The following is an 18,716-nucleotide window of genomic DNA, read 5'->3' as shown; positions in this document are numbered from 1 at the left end:
CCAACACATTGTCAGAGTTAACTTCATCAGCAGGAGGAGGGTCTGTTATGAGCACAGCCGCGAAGGAGAAGAAGAACGTCGCCAAGGGCTTCCAGCCGCTGGGTGACCGGGTGTTCGTCACCTACACCGAGGAGCTGGAGCGGACCGCCGGCGGGATCTATGTGCCGGATTCAGCCAAGGAAAAGCCGCAGCGGGGCGTGGTCCAGGCCGTGGGCAAGAAGGTCGAAAACGTCAAGGTCGGCGACCAAGTCCTGTTCGACAAATACTCCGGCAGCAAGCTTCGCATTGAGGACGAGGAATGCTTGATCCTCAAGGAAGAAGACATCCTCGGTATCTTCGCCAGCTAACCGCAATCCACGACGACGACTGAATCAAAGGGAGGAAGCATATGGCAAAGCAACTGTTGTACAGCGAGGCGGCTCGGGCCTCCATTCTCAAGGGGGTCAACCAGCTGGCCGACGCCGTGAAGGCGACGCTCGGGCCGAAGGGCCGGAACGCGATTCTCGACAAGAAGTTCGGGGCTCCGACCATTACGAAAGACGGCGTGACCGTCGCCAAGGAAGTCGAACTGAAGAACCCCTACGAGAACATGGGCGCGCAGCTCGTCCGCGAAGTCGCGAGCAAGACCAGCGATACGGCAGGCGACGGCACCACCACCGCCACCGTGCTGGCGCAGGCGATCTACCGCGAAGGTGCGAAGAACATCACCGCCGGCGCGAACCCGATGGAAATCAAGCGCGGCATCGACAAGGCCGTCGAAGTCGTCGTCGCCGAGCTGAAGAAGCTCAGCAAGCCCTGCCAGAACAAGACCGAGATCTCCCAGGTCGGAACCATCTCCGCCAACAACGACAAGACGATCGGCGACCTGATCGCGGAAGCGATGGAGAAGGTCGGCAAGGACGGTGTGATCACGGTCGAGGAAGCCAAGTCGATGACGACCTCGCTGGATGTCGTCGAAGGCATGCAGTTCGATCGCGGCTACATCTCCCCCTATTTCGTCACCAACGCCGAGCGGATGGAGTGCTCGCTCGAAGAGCCGCTCATCCTCATCAATGAAAAGAAGATCAGCAGCATGAAGGACCTGCTTCCGATTCTCGAGCAGGTGGCCAAGATGGGCAAGCCGCTCGTGATCATCGCGGAAGAGGTCGAAGGCGAGGCGCTCGCGACCCTCGTGGTCAACAAGCTGCGCGGCACCTTGAACGTGGCGGCCGTGAAAGCGCCGGGCTTCGGCGATCGCCGCAAGGCCATGCTGGAGGACATCGCGATCCTGACCGGCGGCCAGGTGATCTCAGAAGACCTCGGCATCAAGCTCGAGAACGTGAAGCTGACCGACCTCGGCCGCGCGAAGCGCGTGACGATCGACAAGGACAACAGCACGATCGTCGAGGGCTACGGCGACCCGAAGAAGATCGAGGGCCGCGTGAAGCAGATCAAGGCCCAGATCGAGGAGACCACCAGCGACTACGATCGCGAGAAATTACAAGAACGGCTCGCCAAGATCGTGGGCGGCGTGGCCGTCATCAACGTCGGCGCGGCGACCGAGACCGAAATGAAGGAAAAGAAAGCCCGGGTCGAGGACGCGCTGCACGCGACCAAGGCGGCGGTGGAAGAGGGCATCGTGCCGGGCGGCGGCGTGGCGTATCTACGCTGCGTCTCGGCGCTGGACAGCCTCAAGCTCATTCCCGAGCAGCAGGTGGGCGTGAATATCGTCCGTCGGGCGTTGGAAGAGCCCATCCGCCAGATCGTCGCCAATGCCGGCGGCGAAGGCTCCGTCGTCGTGGAGAAGGTCCGGGCGGACAAGAATGTCAACGCCGGATTCAACGCGGCAACGGAAGAGTACGTGGACATGATCAAGGCCGGTATCATCGATCCGACCAAGGTGTCGCGCACGGCGCTGCAAAACGCGGCCTCCGTGGCAGCCCTGATGCTGACGACTGAAGTCATGATCACCGAGATTCCTGAAGAGAAGAAGGAACCGGCGATGGGCGGCCATGGCCACAGCCACGGCATGGAAGGGATGTACTAAGCTAAGCCTCAAGAGCTCACGGCTGATAGCCGGTAGCTCCGAGGTCGGAAAGAAGGGCCCGGCGGTTAAACCGCCGGGCCCTTCGTATTTTGAGCCGTTGGCGGCGGTACGCGGTACAATGGCCCATGATTGTCGAAGTCGAGTCCTGCGAAAATTGCCCGACCAGTTTCTTTGGACGCTTCAAAGCAGCGGGCCCCGCGCGGCCGATAACGCACGTGAAGCTCTACGACCGCAATCCTTCCGGCGAATGGTATCGGGTCACCGGGTGGAGCGACAACGAACAGGCGCCGCTCTGTCCCGCCTATGCCCAACTTGTCGAAGACTCGGGATCCGGATTGGCCCACCTGGTGTACGGGGGAATCCACGGACTGCGCTTCAAACCGGCATCAAGCGACCGTCCCTGGAGCCTCGACGATCCACAGCAATGGGGCGAAGCCTATCTCTCGCTCGCCAGCGAGCGCGACGTGCGTTATGCCGACGCACCTTCTCCTTGAGGCGTTCTCACTACCGCCTTTCCTCGGCTATCCATCTTCAGCGGCGTTCGGTACGATAGCTAGAACGTCCAGCGCTCCATCAACCGGCGCACACCGACGCACCATCAATCGACACATGGCTGAGCAGTCTCAGGAACTACAGCGGTCGCGCGAGAAACTGCGTTCGCTCGCGGCCGAACTGGCGGTGGCGGAGGAACGGGAGCGCCGGCACATCGCCCGGGAGTTGGAAGACCATCTCACTCAGCCCCTCAAGCTGGGCCGCATGAAGCTGGGACATGTGATCCGGCAAACCACCACGGCCAGTGTCGGCGCGCTGCTCCAGGACATCGACGAGATTATGGATCGGGCCTTGAAGTTCACGGAGTCCTTGGCCGTCAACCTGACTCCGCCGGTGCTGCACGAACAGGGTTTCCAGCCGGCGCTGCAGTGGCTGGCCAACAGGATGGGGCAGCACGGCTTGGCCGTATCGTTGCACCCGACCCCGAAGGAGCCCCGGCTCGACTCCGACCAAGCCATCATCTTGTTTCAATCGGTCCGTGAGCTTCTCTTCAATGTGCTGAAGCATGCCGGGACGAGGCGCGCGGCGCTGTCGGTGGCGCATCAGCCGACCGGCCACCTCAGTGTCACGGTCAAAGACGAAGGCCGGGGCATCCAAACAGACGAGCTCGAGCAGCCGGGCGATCCTGACAGCCGGTTCGGCCTGTTCACGATCAAAGAACGGATGGCGAAGCTGACCGGGCGCATGGAGGTGCGCTCCCTCCCCGGCCAGGGAACCAGCGTGACACTCCTCATCCCCATCGGCTCTCCGCCCGAGGCGGATCTGTCCGACGGCAAGCCGGAGACGACGGAGCGGTTACGTGTCTTACTGGTGGACGACCATGCGATGGTGCGGGAAGGCCTGCGGAGTATCTTGGAACACTACCACGACTTGGAAGTCGTGGGGGAAGCAGGCGACGGCATGGAAGCCGTCAAACTGGCCCGCACCCGCCATCCCGACGTCGTGGTGATGGACATCAACATGCCACGGCTGGACGGCATCGCCGCCACTCGGCAGATCAAGCGCGACCTGCCATCGACGGCGGTCATCGGGATCTCGGTGCAGGACTCCAGTCAGATCGAACAGGCGATGATCTCCGCCGGCGCGGCGAAATTTCTGACGAAAGACCGCGCCGCGAGCCATCTCCACGACGCGATCGTGAGCGCCCGATAGCTCTACCGTCCGGCGCGACAGAGGCGCAGGGTCGCTTTCAAGATCGGCGACCGATCCGGCTCATAAAAAAAGGATCGAAAGACGCGGTTCACCAGGCCCGTATGGCGCCGGTGATCGGCGCGAAAGGCCGCCGCCCCTCGGGTTCGATCGGCGGCATCATAGCCGGCGCGCACGGCACACCGCTCCAGCTCTTCACCGCCTTCCGGCAAGGCGTGTGTCTGCAGATCATGCACCATCTGCAGCTTGTGCTCGACATCCCGTAAAAACAGATAGGCCGCCCGCAGGTCGTCCCGCTCGCGCGTGGAAATCAGCCGATACCGGAGAAACCGGTCCAGCGCCCGGAGGGTACTGCGATCGACGAGCCCGGGAATAGTCCTGCCCGCCAAGACCTGAATCGTCTGCGCCAAGAATTCGATTTCCCGGATGCCGCCGGTGCCGAGCTTCACGTTTCGGCGCTCGTGCCCCCGATCCGCCATCTTCGCGTCGATCATCTCCTTCACCGCCCGCACGTCCCGCACGACCGCCAGGGCCGCACCGAGATCGCCGCGCGCCGCGGCGGCGCCGAAGATGAACGGCTTCGCCATTTTCACAAACGACCGGCCGACCTCCATCGATCCGGCCACCGGCCAGGCCTTGAGCAGTGCCAAGCGTTCCCACACCTGCCCACGCGTAGCATAGTATTGTCGATACTCGTCCAGCGAGCGCGCCAGCTGGCCGATCGACCCTTCCGCCCGCAGGCGCAAGTCGACACGGAACACATAGCCTTCTTTCGTTTGCTCGGTCAGCGCTTTCGTCAATTCCCGCGAGAGGATCTCGAAATATTCCTCGTTGGAAATGCCCGCGGCCGCCGGCTTGCCGGCCTGTTTGCCCCCGGGCTGGCGGGTTTCCCCGTCATGCGACTCGTACACATAAATCAGATCCACGTCGGAACTGTAGTTCAGCTCGTGCCCACCGAGCTTCCCCATGCCGATCACCGCAAAACCGGTTTTCACCCACCGGCCTCGGCGATTCTTGTGCATCGGGACACCGTATTGCTTGCGGAGATCCGCGTCGATCACGTCATAGGCCGCTTGGATCAACAGACCGGCGAGGTCCGACAGAGCCGCCGTGGTCTCCGGCACGCCGGCCAACCGCAGCAGATCCCGCACGCCGATGCGCAGCATCTCGCGCCTCCGAAACCGGCGCAGCACTTCCAGCTTCAGCTCCGTGACCGTGAGCTGGCCGAGCGTCTTGCGGAGGGCCTCCTCCATCGCCGCGCGGACCGGCTGCCGGCTCAGCACGTCTTCCTCGGCCAACCAATAGATCAGCATGGGATCGCGGATGACGGTAAAGGCGAGCGCATCGCTGTTGCCGAAGATCGTGCACAGCAGGTCGAGCATCCGGGGACTGCTGCGCAGATACTCGAGGAACGACGATCGGGTGACGCCCTCCAGCAGCCGCTCCCAATGATTCAGCGCCTGGTCGGGATCCGCCGTCCGCGCAATCGCGTCGAGCAGCAGCGGGAGAATGTCGGCCAGCTGCCGCCGCTGGTGCGGATCGCCGGCCATGAGCTGAAGATTCCGGTCGGCCTGGTCGCAGTCGCGAAGGTTGTACGCCGACAGGATCGCCTTGAGCTGATCGGCTTGCCGCTCCGGGGCCAGGAGCACCGGCCGGGGGTCCGGTCTGCTCAAGGGCGGCCTCACGGGCAGCGGAGCCGGCTTCGCGCCCGCCTTTTTTCCATCACGCATCACGCTTCACTCATCACGCATCACTTCTATTGGCGCGGCATTATACTGGCGCGATGATCTACGCACAATGAAGCGCCTTCAGGTATACTCGCTGCCTATGTCGCTCCCCGTGGTCGATCGCAACGCCCTGCGCAGCGCCGTCGAACCGCTCTGCCCGGACATCCCTCCGGACATCGTGCACGATTTCATCAGCCGCATGGATCCGGAGTACTTCCGGCGCTTCGATCAGACGGCACTGATCCGCCATCTCCGCCTCGCCGCGCGCCTGACGCCGGAGCGCCCCTGCGAAGTCGCGATCACGGAGCAGGGGGATCAACGGTATGACATCACCGTCGTGGCCTACGACTATTTCTCCGAATTCGCCACGATCTGCGGGCTGCTCTCGGCGTCCGGGTTGAATATCGAAGAAGGGCAGATTTTCACGTTTATGGATCAGTCGCAGGCGCCGCCTGCCCGAAGCGCGGCCGGCCGAAGCCGCCCGGGCCTGAGCCGGAAGAAAATCGTGGATGTCTTTCGCGTGCAACCGGTGCGCAGCGTGGCGTTCGGACCGGACGAACAGCGCCGGCTGGCGGACGAGCTGTCCGCCATGATGCGTCTGCTGCACGAAGGCCGTGTGGAAGACGCGCGCCAGGCCGTAAACCGCCAACTGGTGGAGCAGCTCGGCAAGCGCCGCGGCTCATTCAGCGGCCTCCTTCATATGGTGCAGATCACCTTCGACAACAGCCAATCGCCGACGGATACGATCATGGACATCAAGTCGGACGACACGCCGGCCTTTCTCTACGCCTTCGCCAACGCGCTGGCGATGCGGAACGTCTATATCGCCAAGGCCCAATTCGAAATTGACGGCGGCAAGCTGCACGACCGGTTTTACGTCCGCAACCGCCACGGCCAGAAAATCACCGACCCGCACGACCAGCAGCAGCTGCGCCTCACCGCCGTCCTCATCAAGCAATTCACCCATGCCCTGACGTGGGCCCCGGACCCGGCCAAGGCGCTGGAAGCCTTCGACCAGTTCTTAGACCTTACCGTGCAGGAGCGGAGCGGCAAGGACCAGCAACAGGCACTGGCATTTTTGAGCGACAAGAAAACGTTTCCGCTCTTGGCCCGCCTGCTCGGCGCCAGCGATTTTCTCTGGGAAGACTTCTTGCGCCGGCAGCACGGCAACTTATTGCCGCTGCTCAAAGACTATCGTGATGCGCCGCTGATCAAACCGAAAGCCTTCCTCCGGAAGGAATTGGACAAAGCGGTCGGCAAAGCCAGGACGCTGGAGGCACGCAAGGACGCCCTGAATCAATTCAAGGACCGCGAGCTGTTTCGCATCGACATGAAGCACATCGTCGAGCCGGCCACCGGCCTCGCCGACTTTTCGCTGGCGCTGACCGAGCTGGCGGAAGTCATCGTGGAGCGCAGCCTGCTGGATTGCGAAGCGAAGCTGAAGAAAGACTACGGCATGCCCAAGTCGGCCGACAAAAAGCCTTGTCCCTTCGCGATCTGCGGCGCCGGCAAATTCGGAGGCCGGGAATTGGGCTACGCCTCCGACATCGAAGTCCTGTTCGTCTACGGCGGCGCCGGACGGACGAGCGGCAAGCAAGCCATCGAGAACAGCGAATACTTTGAACGGCTCGCCCAGGAACTGCTGCAGTGGATCGAGGCCAAGCAGGAAGGCATCTTCCACATCGACGTGCGGCTGCGCCCCCACGGCGGCAAAGGCTCGCTGGCGAATCCCTTGGACGAAATCACCAGCTACTATAGCTCGACCGGACTTGCCGCACCCTTCGAGCGGCAGGCCATGATCAAGCTCCGCCACGTCGCCGGCGACGCCGCACTCGGCAAACAGGTGGAAGCCCATCGCGATCGCTTCGTCTACAGCGGCGAATCCTGGGACATCGCGACGGCGTTGGACTTGCGGCGGCAGCAAGTGAAACAGTTCGTCAAGCCCGGCACCATCAACGTGAAACACAGCCCCGGCGGCGTGATCGACATCGAATATGCCGTGCAGTATCTGCAGGTCATGCACGGGCACAAGCATGTGATCCTCCGGACGCCCAACACCATGCAAGCCCTGTCGGGCCTGGTCGAAACCGGCCTCGTGAGCCGGCAAGACGGCGAGAATTTGCGAAAGGCCTATTACTTTCTGAGAATGCTCATCGACGGGCTTCGCATGGTCCGCGGCAACGCCAAGGATTTAGTATTGCCCCCACCCGATTCCGACGAGTTCATTTTCCTCGCCCGCCGCGTCGGCTACACGACGGACGATTGGCAAGCCGGCGCGAGGCACTTGCAGATGGATATTGAGGAGCAGATGAGGCACACCAAGACGTTCTTTGAACGGACGTTTGGGGCGCTGTAACACCTCCCCTTGTTTACACTTTCCTCCAACGACATTGCCTGTGAGCCGAAAGATTCCACTATTCGGCTCACGATTCATTAACTCCTGAACCAAATACCGTGTATGATCGGCTCATGACGTATAACTGGCAACAGCCCGACTGGCCCACATGAAGGGTTCGAAGGCGGCATGAGCGCCAAGAAATACATGTCGATCACCGGAGCCTCAAAAGCCACGGCCACGCGCGATTTGCAGGACTTGTGCGCGTCGGCTACACGACGGCGCCCCAGGCTGTCATGTCCTGAATGGAATCGTATTCGGCAGCTCGCAGAAAGTAATCGGAAAAAATAACGAGGACATCTGAACTTTCGGTGCGCAGCGACGCCACGTCAGCCTATGCTCCTGTTGAAATCCCTCTTGTTAGCTGCATTGGCACTCAACCTTGGAGGCTGCATTTGGCCACTTAAAATAGCTGAAGGGTTGGAGGCAGAAGTCGTGGACGCTGCTTCAGGAAATCCAATTCCTCTCGCTGATGTTGTTTACCTAGCCTGCGATTTCCACGACTTCAGCTGCAACCATGCCACCCTTGTCCGAACGAAAGCCAACGAGCAGGGGAAGATCGCTATCGGCAGCACAAGACAATGGGGGTTTTGGCTTCCGGCTCCAGGAGGAATCCCCGTCCCAAACCATCTCGTTGCCATCTCGTTGCAATTTGGGCTCCCGGCTACTCAGCATATGTTTTCGTACAATATCGCGACAGCCTTGATCGAAGGGTCTCAAACACAAAGAGGGACGATATTATCCGCGCGCTCCATGAGATCCCAACTGGCCAAACCGTAAATGAAGAATCACCAAATCCCAGCAGAGAACTTATCGGTGGAAAGATTATTCTGAGAAAGAAGTGATCATTAGACCTTGCGATTCCGGCACGCGGCAGCATTTTGGGTCGATAAAGCATAGATTGAATTATAAGAATTGGTGGGAGTGGAAGGATTAATATGATCCACCTAAGGAGGCACTATGGACATGTTACGCCCATGCACTTCTGAACCAGGGAGGGAGCCAAAAGAGCCTGAAGGCCCCCCGGATCCCTGGCATGATCCCTGGAACTAACTGAATCGCACCATAGGATCGAGCCGCTTGCCCTCTTCGGCCTAAATAAATCGGTTACCCCACAACGGTCTGTGTCCTGCACAGCTGCGCGATCTGCCGCTGCACGTTCGGACGCACGTTCGTGAAGGCCAGACCGAATTCATGCGAGTTGATCCAGCGGACCGTCGCCCCGTCGATAACGACGGGACGGCCCTCGTCTTTCGGAAAGATATAACATTCCAAATTTTCTCCGACAGGGACCGCTACAGGACTGGTAAGGCGACAGCCCCACGGGGAGAGATCCCGCAACTCGCCTTCGCCTGTCAGCATCCGGCCTTTCGTCGAGAAGTGGCTCCGCAACCGCACTGGCACGCGGGGGTGGCGGCGGCTCTCTTGTGTACGATCCCGCTTCGCCGGCCGGCTATATGGCCTTCCGCTGGGCGCCTGGGTACCTTCGCCGGCATGTGAAGGTTTCTTGCTTCCGAACAATTGTTGGCTTTTCATCCATTCCCCGGTCTGTTCCAGCCACGACACCATATGAGGCGTGAATTCCCGCGCCAGCGTGCCCAAATCCTTCTTCCACACCGGCACGGCCCCCCGATGCTGTGGGGCCGGCCCACGTCCCGAGCTGAGATGTTTGATCCGTTGCGTCACATCGCGGAACCCCGGGTCCTCTTTCCTGATCCAGCCATACACCTCCAGGCTTTCCGCATACCGGCCTAACGATTCCAATGTCTGACCCATGTGGTAGAGGATGTGGCGCTGCTCTTCGGGGGACAGCGTGGGCGACGCCAAGGCTTGCCGAAACGCCATGATGGCTTCCTCAGGACGACCGGCGGCCTTCAAGCACAGTGCGATCTGCACGTGGGCCTTTCCGGCATAACGGGGATTAGCTGCGGCTTTTCGGAAATCGTCGATCGCGGGATAAAACATGCGCAACTGCTTCAGCACCAAGGCGCGCTCATAACATTCGACTGCTGCCTTCTGTTGGTCCATCTCTGCCCTCCATTCGTCGCAACTCATACCGCTCGACACAGCTGCACGAGCTAGAGCAAGACTGAAGCCTCATTTTATACTAACAATATCGACAACTTACGTTCATCTATCAGGGGCGAGATCAGAAGGAGGATCCCGACAGAGTGCTCCTAATGGTACGTGTCATTTGTAAAGAATTGGTAAAACGCCGGCCTCTTGGCGCTCTCGACGGTCCAGCGCCGGAAGGGCGCGCGGGATATTTTAGGCGGAGATTAGAGCCTCGCCAGCACGAGGCGGAGGAGGCCGGAAAGATCTTCGGTTTGGGTGGACGGCAACAGCCGATTGACCTGCAAGTTGTAGCCGGCTTCCAACGAAAGCAGCGGCGTCCAGTCTCGTACCGGTTCAAGCTCCCACGCGAGCATGCCCTTCCCGCCGATGTTCTCCAGATCGACAAGGTGATCGCTCGATCGCATGCTGGAATAATTCCCCATCGCGCTGATGAGGAGCCACCGGCTCTGCCTATAATGCAGCGTGAGAGAGGCCGAAGGCTGATCGGTCCGCACACCCGACCAGTCTTGCCGCTCGACGCGATAGCCGAGCGTCGGCGCGATGGTCAGCGTAGTGAGCGGACGAAACGACGCCGTGAGCGTTTCCGTTTGGACGCGACTCTTCGCTCCCGGACGAATGAGATCGGCCGAGAACCCGTAGCTGGACGCCAGCCTGGCAGTCCAGGAGACCCCGGTATAACCGAGCGCCGCTTCGATCGTATGGCTGCCCGATCTCTGCGGCGCGACGCCGATCGGGTCCAGCGCGCTCCTCAACATATTCTGCTGATAGGTCAGAGAAAGGTTCGGCCAAGCCGGCGTGTTCCATGAGAGGCCGATCCGCTGATAGGTCTGTTCGACGCGGGAGCGCGTGGGATCGCCGCCGAGATTATTCCATTGCCGGCCGATAGCCGTTCGAAGCCCGATCGCGCCCTGCTTCCATTCCCCCCACATTTCTCTGAGGGCTTGATCCGGCGCATTGTAAAAAGCTTGGCCCGCATCGCGGTATGTCATGCCGTAGCGGAGTGGCCCGGATGAGCCGGTGAAGCCGAACCGCATCATGCGGGCCGAAGGATGAGGTCCCGCCTGCGCCGGAAGGCCGCTGACGAGCGTGTCGGACTCTTCCTGGTTGGCCGCCACTTCCATTTCCGTAGAAAACATTCCCTTGAGCCATGTCGCCGAGCCGAGGAAGCCCTGCGTACGGGCGGTGTCCGGCGTGAGACTGCGCACGCTGGCGAGCGCGACCGGAGCAGTATAGAAGGTCGGGGCGAGATTCACCTGGTACGGAGCGGCGGCTTCCGCCTTCGTATCGGTCTGCACGTCATGACTGGAGAACCAGGAAGCCCACCGGTGAGAGATCTGAGGCGCGTCCTGCCCGCCTCCCCACGTCGCGGTGGCCGCCAGAGCGAGCACGCACATCAGCGCCGATCGCAGGACGCGAGGCATGGCCCGGAATTTCAGACCATCCGTCGGGCACGGCATGATGTCCGGGGATGGTAAGCGGGAGCCCGAGCGCGATCAATCGCCGGGGGTAAGCGAGCGGTAAAATGTTTGTAATGTTTCGGGGCGAGCCTGCGGCCTAGTCGGCTGCGCCGCTCGGCGCATGGCGCGAGGTCGATGACGACAGCGTGGCGGCCACATCGGCTGCTTCGGACACCCTGGCGCCCTCCACGCGGTATCTGATCGTCGTTTGGTTTTGAGTCACCAGCCAATCGCCGCTGCCGTCGTCGGCTTTGGCGAGCGCCGTGACGGCGCCCTGGCGCTCGTCGATCGGAGGGCTGGGCGAGGTGCGATCCAGCGAACCGTCCGCGTTGATTCTGGCGAGAAGCCGAACCGCATGCCGGCCGCGCGGATTCGGGTCGCCGTAGTTGGCGAAGCTGCCGCCCACGAACAGATCGCCTGTGCCGTCTTCCACCGGAACGAGGGCGAAGATGTCCCAGGCCGGCGCGACGCCGGTGCCGGCGCTAAATCGCGGATCGCGGGAGCCGTCGTTCTTCAGCCGCAGGATGCGTTGCGACGCATGCCGGCCGCTGGCCGCAATCCGCTCATTGGAGGTCACGTACACATGTCCGGTGCCGTCCTTCGCCGGCACGACATGACACGCGCTCGTTCCGTAACGGAACGCCGCATCCCGGCTGCCGTCGCGGTTCAGCCGGACGACGCCGAACCGCCCGGCGGCATAGAGCCGCCCTGTTCCGTCACCGGCCGGCGCGAGGCCGGTGACCACCGGCACGAAACGCGCATCAGGCACATAGATGTCGTCATGGGTGAACGTAGCGACGACGAATCGCTCGTCCGGTGTCCCGTCTGCATGGAGACGCCGGACGGTGCTGCGGAATCGCCACCCGGCATGCCGCGCCGGCTCCGCGGCATAGTCGGCCACATACACATCTCCGCTACCATCGTCGGCCGGCGCCATGGCGGCGATCCGTTTGAACACTCCTTCCGCCGGCCGAAACGTGTCATTGAGGCTGCCGTCGGGCCGAATACGAATGATCGGCAGAACCGGCTTGCCGCGGTATGCGGAGAACTCTCCGGCGACATAGATGTCTCCGCCGCCGTCGGGGACGCTCAGCCTAGCGGTGATCCGTCCATTGAACTGAGCCGCCATGTCGCCCCGAGCTTTCGTTGGATCCGTCGGCTGCGACCCTGGCTGTGGCGGCAAGGCGTTCGGATCGGCGCTCGCTCCGCTGTACGTAATGGTAAGGATCGACAAGAGCGCCCCGATACAGAGCACGGCGGATTTCATTGGCATGAGTGTCGCTCCCTCCATGGCCGTTGACGGGGTGGCACTATAGAGGGAACGAGTGGAAAAGCAGGCTGGGAGACCCCCTGGTAGCGGCGTCGGGTTACCCTGGGGCCGGCGGCGCTATGAGTTGGCTTCGTAGGCCCTGAGGAGGTCGGAAATCGACAACACGCCGATGATCGTCCGGTCGGCGGTCACCGCAAGATGCCGGATGCCCTCTTTCTTCATCAAGGCTACGGCTTCGCTGAGGGGTTCGGTTTCTTCAATGCTGACGACCGGCTTGCTCATGCAGGCCATGACGGTGGTCGTATTGGGGTCCAACCCTTTGGCCACGGCTTTGCGACTCAGATCCGAATCGGTCACGATCCCGATGTACCGCGAGCCGTCATCCACCAAGAGCGAGCCGACCCGATATTTTTGCAGCAGCCTCCCTGCCTCCTTGATCGTCGCCGCCCGGTGGATGCTGCGCACGTCATGCGACATGTAGTCTTCCACTGTCCCGCGCAGCGCCCCGTTGGCCTCGCGGGCGCTCTGCCGCTGACTTTGCACACGCCGACGCAGTTCCAGGTCCGCGAGGCAGCTCTCCAGCACTTGCCGCCGCTGTTGGAGGCTTTCCCGCTCCACGTCATGCGTGCCGCTCTCCTGGGCTTCTTCCGGCAACAGCGCCGATTCACCGGTCTTGGCGTACAGATAGGCCTCCGCCTCGTCGGACGCGGCGCCGAAGACTTGGCTGATCAAGTCCTCCGCCGCCTCGTCGAACTGTTCCAAGGAGACCGTCGCCCGCTTCCGGGAGAGAAACGGCTGAAACCGCACCAATTGTTGCTTGAACCGCTCGATGTAGCGATCGAGAATATCGACGCGCGTCAATCCCGTGCGAACCCGCTTGCCCATGCTGTGCCCCTCCCAGGTTGGACCGGAGGATAACGCAAGCGCGCGATCCGGCTCAAGCCCCGTCGCCGTCATGCCATGCGGCATCGTTCGCCCTCCTTCAGGCCGGTCGAGAGACCGCCGGCCGGATCTTCTTACAGGCCCAACTCGGACAGTCCGGGATGGTCGTCAGGACGGCGTCCGAGCGGCCAGCGAAACTTCCGCTCCGTCTCCTTGATCGGAAGATCGTTGATACTCGCGATGCGGCGCCGCATGAACCCATGATCGTCGAACTCCCAATTTTCATTGCCGTACGCTCTGAACCAATGGCCCGCCTCGTCATGCCATTCGTAGGCGAATCTGACCGCTATTCGATTGCCATGACAGACCCACAGCTCTTTGATGAGGCGATAGTCCAATTCCCTGCTCCACTTCCGCATCAGGAATTGACGGATGGCATCGCGCCCGGCGATGAATTCGGCGCGGTTCCGCCACTGACTGTCCTCCGTATAGGCCAACGCGACTCGCTGCGGATCGCGGGTGTTCCACGCATCTTCAGCCATCCGGACCTTCTGGACGGCGGTCGTCACGCTGAACGGAGGCAGCGGCGGTCTGGGCGCCTCCACCGGCAAGCCGGCAGTCTCCGGTAACATGGCCTCGATGCGTTCCATGGCGCCCCTTTCCATTAGGACCCTCCGCGTTTGCCCTGCATTTCCTTGTCGTAAAACTCCAGCATCTGGGCGATCTCTTCCTTCGTCATGCCTTTCTCGATCCACCGGTGGGTCTCCTGCTGCAGTAAGTCCTTCGCCACAGCCGGTGAGAGGTCCCGGACCTTCGGCAGAAACTTGGTATAGAAGTGCTTCGCCACTTCGTAGAAGCCCTGCCAATGGACATAATCTGGCGCCATCTTCGAGAGGCCGTGGCGGGCCCGCCGGCCCTCATGGTGCCAGAGCTCGTAGAAGATCCATTCGATCTCCTCGTCGAACGGCGTCGGCGTGATCTTCCCCATCTCCTTGAGCCGGTCCATCGCCGCCTTCGCGGGCTTGCCGAATTTGTCGTTATAGAGGTCGATCCCCCGGTCCATCTGCGTGAAGAACCGGTCCACGATTTCGCCGCTGTGGCAGGCCAGGCAGACCTGCGTCATGGCTTTTCGCCGAGCCTCATGGTTTTCAAGCCGGGTCGAGACCACGGGGCGCAGCGTCCAACTAATGCGATCGCCTACGTCGTGCGTCACCTCCTGCGTTCCCGTGGCTCCCATATGACAGGTGGCGCAGGTGGGAAAGAGGTAATCTTTGCCCGGCAGCCACTTCTCCTTGGGATGCGCCAGCTTCATCTTCTCTTTGTTGGCCGTGAACATGACCCCGTGCTTGCTTTCATAATAGGCTTCGATCTGCGGGTGATCCGGTCCCATGTGGCAGCGCCCGCAGCTTTCCGGCTGGCGGGCCTGCGCGACGGAAAACCCATGGCGCGCGTGGCAGGCGGAGCAGGTGCCTTTGGAGCCGTCGGGATTCACCCGCCCGATGCCGGAATTCGGCCAGGTGGAGGGATGCAGCTTACCGTTTTCCATCACCTTCACCACGCTGCCGTGGCAGCCGGCGCACCCCGTGGTGCCGACCTCAGGGCCTTCCACCACGTTCCCGAGGAAGTTGTCGAGCGATCCGATAAACTGCGCCGCCTTCGCATGGTGCGACTGGCCGAACTGCTGCGCTTCCTTGTCGTGGCAGCGCATGCAGTCCTTCGGTGTGACCAAAGTCGACACCAGGAACCCCTCGTGATCGTAGGCGTCGGCGTCACCGGCCTCCGCCCGGTGACACTCGACGCAGCCGATGCCTTTGGGCGCATGGCGGCTGTTCTTCCAGTCGTTGATTCCCCCCACCGAGACATCCTTCGCCAGATGGCAGTCGATGCACCGTTTATTCTCGGCGGAGATGAACGGCCTGAGGCCGCCCTCCCGCCGCTCTTCGACCTGAATGTAGCCCACCCCCGTCAGGGCGAGAAACAACACGAGGCAGAGGCCGCCGATCATGTAGCGGGAGAAATTCACGCGGCCGTCGGCTGCATGCGGCGCTCCCGGCTCGGGATCGGCATGGTCGGTTCGGGTGTCATCCATTGTCCTTCTCCTCTAGTTCTCAGGTGGTTCAGGTGCGCGCGTCGAGCAGCATGAGCGCCACCATGGCCAGGACGACCGCGGTGGCGACGACCGCATTGATGATCCCCATCGGCCAGCCCCGCTCAGTCAGCGCCCGATCGACGAAGGGATACACCACAAACAGCCCGGCTCCTCCCAGCAGACTCCAGATGGCCACCGGCCCGGGCAGCAGCGAGATCCACATGTAGGAGGCGGAAAAATACCAGGGAGGCGAGACATCGGACGCCACCTCCAGCGGGTTCGCCGGCGGACCGAGGAGCGGCGGGAAGATCATGACGAGATCGACGATCAAGACCACCAGTCCGGCCGCGATGGCTCCCATCTTCAACGTGTGTTCCGGATAGAACGGATGAAAGCGGCGGCTGCCCGGGACTTCTGCGAAACCCAGGAGCCGGACGATCAGGACATGGCCGACCACCAGCCCGCCCAGCAGCACCGGCAACAGCTTCGTGTGCAGATCGTACAGCCGCAGCAACGTCACGCCCGAGACCTCTTCCCCTCCCCGCAACAAATACAGCAGCGGCGTTCCCACGATCGGCAGGCTCCCGATCATGCTGGTCACCACCGTCATGCCCCAATAGGACACGTTGTCGTACACGAGGGAGTACCCGGTAAATCCCATCGCCAGCGTGACGAACAGCACGATCGAGCCGCTGACCCATTTCAATTCCCCGGGCGTCCGATAGGCGCGCGTGAGAAAGACCCGGATGACGTGGAACAGCACGAACAGGATCATGAGATCCACGGACGTCTTGTGCACCCCGCGCACGAACCAGCCGAGATAGATCTCGTTGGTGATCTGATCGACGCTCTCATAGGCTTTCTCCGGCGACGGGACGTAATAGAACGTGAGCAGGAGGCCAGTGGCCACCAACAGCCCGAACAGCGTGAGCGGGATCGCGCCCAGCGTGTACGGCCACCATTCGAGATGCTCGGGCAAGTCTTTCTGGATGTAATCGATCCAGCTTTTCTCTTTCGCCGCCGGGCCTGTCTCTCCGGCTTGGATCTGTACGGCTTCGGTCCCCGGTGTGCTCATCTCCTCCCTCCAAGCTTTCAGCTTCTTGCGATGGCTGACGGCAGAAAGCCGATCGCTACGCCCTGTCGATGTTCACGTAGAGCTGCTCACCCCGCTTGACGATCTCGAACCGGTCCAACGGCCGCGGGGGAGGGCCGGCGATATTCAGACCGGTCTTGTCATAGACGCCTTGGTGACAGGGGCACAGAAACTGTTCCCGCTCTTTGCTCCAGGACACCAGGCATCCCAGATCCGTGCAGCGCCTGGAAAACGCCGCCACGCCCTGCTCGGTCTTGAGGACCAGGATCTTGTGGCCGCCCAAGTCCATGGAGACGGCATCCCCGAGCTGAATCCGCGATTCGGCGCCGATCAGGACGGCTTCCGCCTGCCTCTCGCGACGCGGCGGCACTAAAAACTGGAGGAAGCGAAGCCCCAGCGTGCCGAGACCGAACAGCACTCCCAATCCCATCACCGCCTGGCTCAAGAAGCGGCGCCGCCCGACATCATCATGAATCACGGCCATCGTTCACCCCGTGTAGGCTTTTTCCCGATGCTGCGTCAGATCCATGCCCACGATTTCGGCTTCTTCATCGACGCGCGGCGACATGACCAGCATCAGCCCTTTGAGCAGCAGCCAGGTCATCGCGCCGGACAGGAACCACGCCGCGCAGGCGGCGACCAGTTGGGCGAAGAACTGATACGGATAGCCGTAAAACAGCCCGTCGTTCCCGTCCTGGTTCACCCCCGTCGAGGCGAACAGGCCCGTCGCCACGAGGCCCCAGGTCCCTCCGACTCCGTGCATCCCGAAGACGTCGAGCGAATCGTCATAGCCCACGATGAGCTTGACGTAGTTCACGACCATGTAACAAAACCCGCCCGCTCCGATGCCGATCACGATCGCCGAAAGCGGGCTGACGTAGCCGGCGGCCGGAGCGATCGCCACCAACCCCGCCACGGCTCCGCTCACGGTCCCCAAGGTCGTGGGCTTGTCCCGCTGGAGCCATTCCGCCGCCATCCAGGTCAAGCCTGCAGCCGCCGCGGACATCTGGATCGCCACGAACGCGCCGGTGACCGTGGTCATCGGCGCCCGGGCGGGACCGGCCGCAAACCCGAACCAGCCGACCCACAGCAGGGCCGCCCCGCAGAAGGAGAGCGGTAGGTGGTTCGGCATCATTTCGATCCTTCCATACCCTCTGCGGGGGCCGATCACGATCGCCGCCACCAGGGCGCTGACCCCCGCGTTGATATGGATCGCGGCGCCCCCGGCGAAATCGAGGCATCCCAGATTCGCCAGCCATCCGCTCGCCATCCAACGCGCCAACGGCCCGTAGACGAGGGCCGCCCACAGGAATCCGAATACGAGAAAAAACGAAAACCTGGTTCGCTCCACGATCGCTCCGGTCACCAGCATCAGCGCCAGCGAAGCGGTCAGCGCATCGTAGATCAAGCCGAGCTGAGCCGGGCTCGACGGCAAGGCGGCGCGGCGCGCCGATGCGCCGGACACGGCCTCGCCGAGCAGAAGCCACTCGATCGACACGATCATCAAAGCGCTCAGCGGAAGCCCGATGGTGTTGAGCACGTTTTTCCTGCGGACCATTCCGCCGTAAAACAACGCAGCGCCGGGCACAGTCAGCCATAACAAGACCGTCGAGATCAGCATCCATAAAATGTGCTCACCCTCCGATGTCATACGGCCGGCCCGTTCAACGATACTTGGTATTCACATCGCGCCAGTTGGCCGATCGCCACGGCGCCGGTGCGGCTCAACCGATCGACCGCCAACAGCACCTCCGCCCAACTCGATCCGGGAAGCGCGCAGAGCGTTTCCAGCGTTTGCGGACCTTCCTCGCGCAAAATTCCAAGCAGCCGATGCTCCACCGCCGACGCGTCATTCCCTTTGTCCAATCGCATCTGCATGACTTCCTCCTTCCTTCCAACATGACGCTCAAAACGCCGTCTTTCTCACCCGCCCACCCCGGCGCGCCGAGACGCGCCCTTCCTCGGCAAGGCCGCAGGCGGTACCTCTCTTGTCCGTGTCC

The 18,716-nt window shown here is 62.1% G+C and carries 16 protein-coding genes and 1 pseudogene; 6 read left to right on the top strand and 11 right to left on the bottom strand.

From position 1 onward, the window contains the following. Nucleotides 1-47 precede the first annotated feature (47 nt). The 4 genes from NITMOv2_RS05995 (at nt 48) to NITMOv2_RS05980 (ending at nt 3,730) form a co-directional block, all read left to right on the top strand. On the top strand, nt 48-347 hold the full coding sequence (locus tag NITMOv2_RS05995; RefSeq protein ID WP_053379007.1) for a GroES family chaperonin: 300 nt from the start codon (nt 48-50) through the stop codon (nt 345-347). 41 nt (nt 348-388) lie between these two features. Beyond that, complete coding sequence (groL, locus tag NITMOv2_RS05990) at nt 389-2,026, top strand: chaperonin GroEL (protein WP_053379006.1); 1,638 nt, start codon at nt 389-391, stop codon at nt 2,024-2,026. 215 nt (nt 2,027-2,241) lie between these two features. After that, nucleotides 2,242-2,520, top strand: a complete 279-nt coding sequence (locus NITMOv2_RS05985; protein ID WP_238590479.1) for a hypothetical protein — start codon at nt 2,242-2,244, stop codon at nt 2,518-2,520. A gap of 115 nt (nt 2,521-2,635) precedes the next feature. Continuing rightward, entirely contained in the window at nt 2,636-3,730 is a 1,095-nt protein-coding gene (locus tag NITMOv2_RS05980) for an ATP-binding response regulator (RefSeq protein WP_053379004.1), read from the top strand. Between the two features lie 2 nt (nt 3,731-3,732). On the opposite strand, the gene NITMOv2_RS05975 is transcribed toward NITMOv2_RS05980, so the two are convergent. Next, entirely contained in the window at nt 3,733-5,457 is a 1,725-nt protein-coding gene (locus NITMOv2_RS05975) for a [protein-PII] uridylyltransferase family protein (RefSeq protein ID WP_053379003.1), read from the bottom strand. Nucleotides 5,458-5,524: 67 nt separating this feature from the next. On the opposite strand from NITMOv2_RS05975, the gene NITMOv2_RS05970 reads away from it, so the two are divergent. After that, entirely contained in the window at nt 5,525-7,810 is a 2,286-nt protein-coding gene (locus NITMOv2_RS05970; RefSeq protein WP_083447789.1) for a [protein-PII] uridylyltransferase family protein, read from the top strand. 150 nt (nt 7,811-7,960) lie between these two features. Then, nucleotides 7,961-8,140: pseudogene (locus NITMOv2_RS24910) on the top strand (hypothetical protein); the annotation flags it as partial. 816 nt (nt 8,141-8,956) lie between these two features. Here NITMOv2_RS24910 and NITMOv2_RS05965 read toward each other — a convergent pair. From NITMOv2_RS05965 to NITMOv2_RS05920, 10 genes are all read right to left on the bottom strand, one after another. Next, nucleotides 8,957-9,877 (bottom strand): PilZ domain-containing protein, encoded by a 921-nt coding sequence (locus NITMOv2_RS05965; protein WP_053379001.1) that lies wholly within the window; start codon nt 9,875-9,877, stop codon nt 8,957-8,959. A 251-nt stretch (nt 9,878-10,128) separates the two neighbouring features. Beyond that, nucleotides 10,129-11,346: a hypothetical protein gene (locus tag NITMOv2_RS05960; protein WP_145976186.1), complete on the bottom strand. Its 1,218-nt coding sequence runs from the start codon at nt 11,344-11,346 to the stop codon at nt 10,129-10,131. A 133-nt stretch (nt 11,347-11,479) separates the two neighbouring features. Continuing rightward, nucleotides 11,480-12,655, bottom strand: coding sequence for a delta-60 repeat domain-containing protein (locus NITMOv2_RS05955; protein WP_187299375.1), 1,176 nt, complete (start codon nt 12,653-12,655; stop codon nt 11,480-11,482). 114 nt (nt 12,656-12,769) lie between these two features. Further along, nucleotides 12,770-13,621 carry a CBS domain-containing protein gene (locus NITMOv2_RS05950; protein WP_053378998.1) on the bottom strand — a complete coding sequence of 284 codons (852 nt, stop codon included), beginning with the start codon at nt 13,619-13,621 and terminating at the stop codon, nt 12,770-12,772. A gap of 47 nt (nt 13,622-13,668) precedes the next feature. Next, nucleotides 13,669-14,184 (bottom strand): nuclear transport factor 2 family protein, encoded by a 516-nt coding sequence (locus NITMOv2_RS05945; protein WP_238590478.1) that lies wholly within the window; start codon nt 14,182-14,184, stop codon nt 13,669-13,671. 14 nt (nt 14,185-14,198) lie between these two features. Beyond that, nucleotides 14,199-15,623 (bottom strand): multiheme c-type cytochrome, encoded by a 1,425-nt coding sequence (locus tag NITMOv2_RS05940; RefSeq protein WP_053378997.1) that lies wholly within the window; start codon nt 15,621-15,623, stop codon nt 14,199-14,201. Nucleotides 15,624-15,651: 28 nt separating this feature from the next. Beyond that, a complete protein-coding gene (locus NITMOv2_RS05935) occupies nt 15,652-16,698 on the bottom strand; it encodes a cytochrome b (protein ID WP_053378996.1) in 1,047 nt (348 codons plus the stop codon). A gap of 55 nt (nt 16,699-16,753) precedes the next feature. After that, complete coding sequence (locus NITMOv2_RS05930) at nt 16,754-17,200, bottom strand: QcrA and Rieske domain-containing protein (RefSeq protein WP_053378995.1); 447 nt, start codon at nt 17,198-17,200, stop codon at nt 16,754-16,756. Nucleotides 17,201-17,203: 3 nt separating this feature from the next. Continuing rightward, nucleotides 17,204-18,337: an ammonium transporter gene (locus tag NITMOv2_RS05925; protein ID WP_053378994.1), complete on the bottom strand. Its 1,134-nt coding sequence runs from the start codon at nt 18,335-18,337 to the stop codon at nt 17,204-17,206. Between the two features lie 26 nt (nt 18,338-18,363). Beyond that, entirely contained in the window at nt 18,364-18,594 is a 231-nt protein-coding gene (locus tag NITMOv2_RS05920; protein WP_053378993.1) for a hypothetical protein, read from the bottom strand. Between the last annotated feature and the right edge of the window lie 122 nt (nt 18,595-18,716).

It is taken from the genome of Nitrospira moscoviensis, from assembly GCF_001273775.1.
Lineage (GTDB): Bacteria > Nitrospirota > Nitrospiria > Nitrospirales > Nitrospiraceae > Nitrospira_D > Nitrospira_D moscoviensis.
This window is presented reverse-complemented; position numbering and strand designations above follow the sequence as displayed.

Excerpts from the sequence above, each read along its gene's own strand:
- NITMOv2_RS05995 (WP_053379007.1), top strand. The coding sequence starts at position 48 with ATGAGCACAGCCGCGAAGGAGAAGAAGAACGTCGCCAAGGGCTTCCAG.
- groL (WP_053379006.1), top strand. The coding sequence starts at position 389 with ATGGCAAAGCAACTGTTGTACAGCGAGGCGGCTCGGGCCTCCATTCTC.
- NITMOv2_RS05980 (WP_053379004.1), top strand. The coding sequence starts at position 2,636 with ATGGCTGAGCAGTCTCAGGAACTACAGCGGTCGCGCGAGAAACTGCGT.
- NITMOv2_RS05975 (WP_053379003.1), bottom strand. The coding sequence starts at position 5,457 with ATGCGTGATGGAAAAAAGGCGGGCGCGAAGCCGGCTCCGCTGCCCGTG.
- NITMOv2_RS05970 (WP_083447789.1), top strand. The coding sequence starts at position 5,525 with ATGAAGCGCCTTCAGGTATACTCGCTGCCTATGTCGCTCCCCGTGGTC.
- NITMOv2_RS05965 (WP_053379001.1), bottom strand. The coding sequence starts at position 9,877 with ATGGACCAACAGAAGGCAGCAGTCGAATGTTATGAGCGCGCCTTGGTG.
- NITMOv2_RS05960 (WP_145976186.1), bottom strand. The coding sequence starts at position 11,346 with ATGCCTCGCGTCCTGCGATCGGCGCTGATGTGCGTGCTCGCTCTGGCG.
- NITMOv2_RS05955 (WP_187299375.1), bottom strand. The coding sequence starts at position 12,655 with ATGCCAATGAAATCCGCCGTGCTCTGTATCGGGGCGCTCTTGTCGATC.
- NITMOv2_RS05950 (WP_053378998.1), bottom strand. The coding sequence starts at position 13,621 with ATGCCGCATGGCATGACGGCGACGGGGCTTGAGCCGGATCGCGCGCTT.
- NITMOv2_RS05945 (WP_238590478.1), bottom strand. The coding sequence starts at position 14,184 with ATGGAACGCATCGAGGCCATGTTACCGGAGACTGCCGGCTTGCCGGTG.
- NITMOv2_RS05940 (WP_053378997.1), bottom strand. The coding sequence starts at position 15,623 with ATGGATGACACCCGAACCGACCATGCCGATCCCGAGCCGGGAGCGCCG.
- NITMOv2_RS05935 (WP_053378996.1), bottom strand. The coding sequence starts at position 16,698 with ATGAGCACACCGGGGACCGAAGCCGTACAGATCCAAGCCGGAGAGACA.
- NITMOv2_RS05930 (WP_053378995.1), bottom strand. The coding sequence starts at position 17,200 with ATGGCCGTGATTCATGATGATGTCGGGCGGCGCCGCTTCTTGAGCCAG.
- NITMOv2_RS05925 (WP_053378994.1), bottom strand. The coding sequence starts at position 18,337 with ATGCTGATCTCGACGGTCTTGTTATGGCTGACTGTGCCCGGCGCTGCG.
- NITMOv2_RS05920 (WP_053378993.1), bottom strand. The coding sequence starts at position 18,594 with ATGCAGATGCGATTGGACAAAGGGAATGACGCGTCGGCGGTGGAGCAT.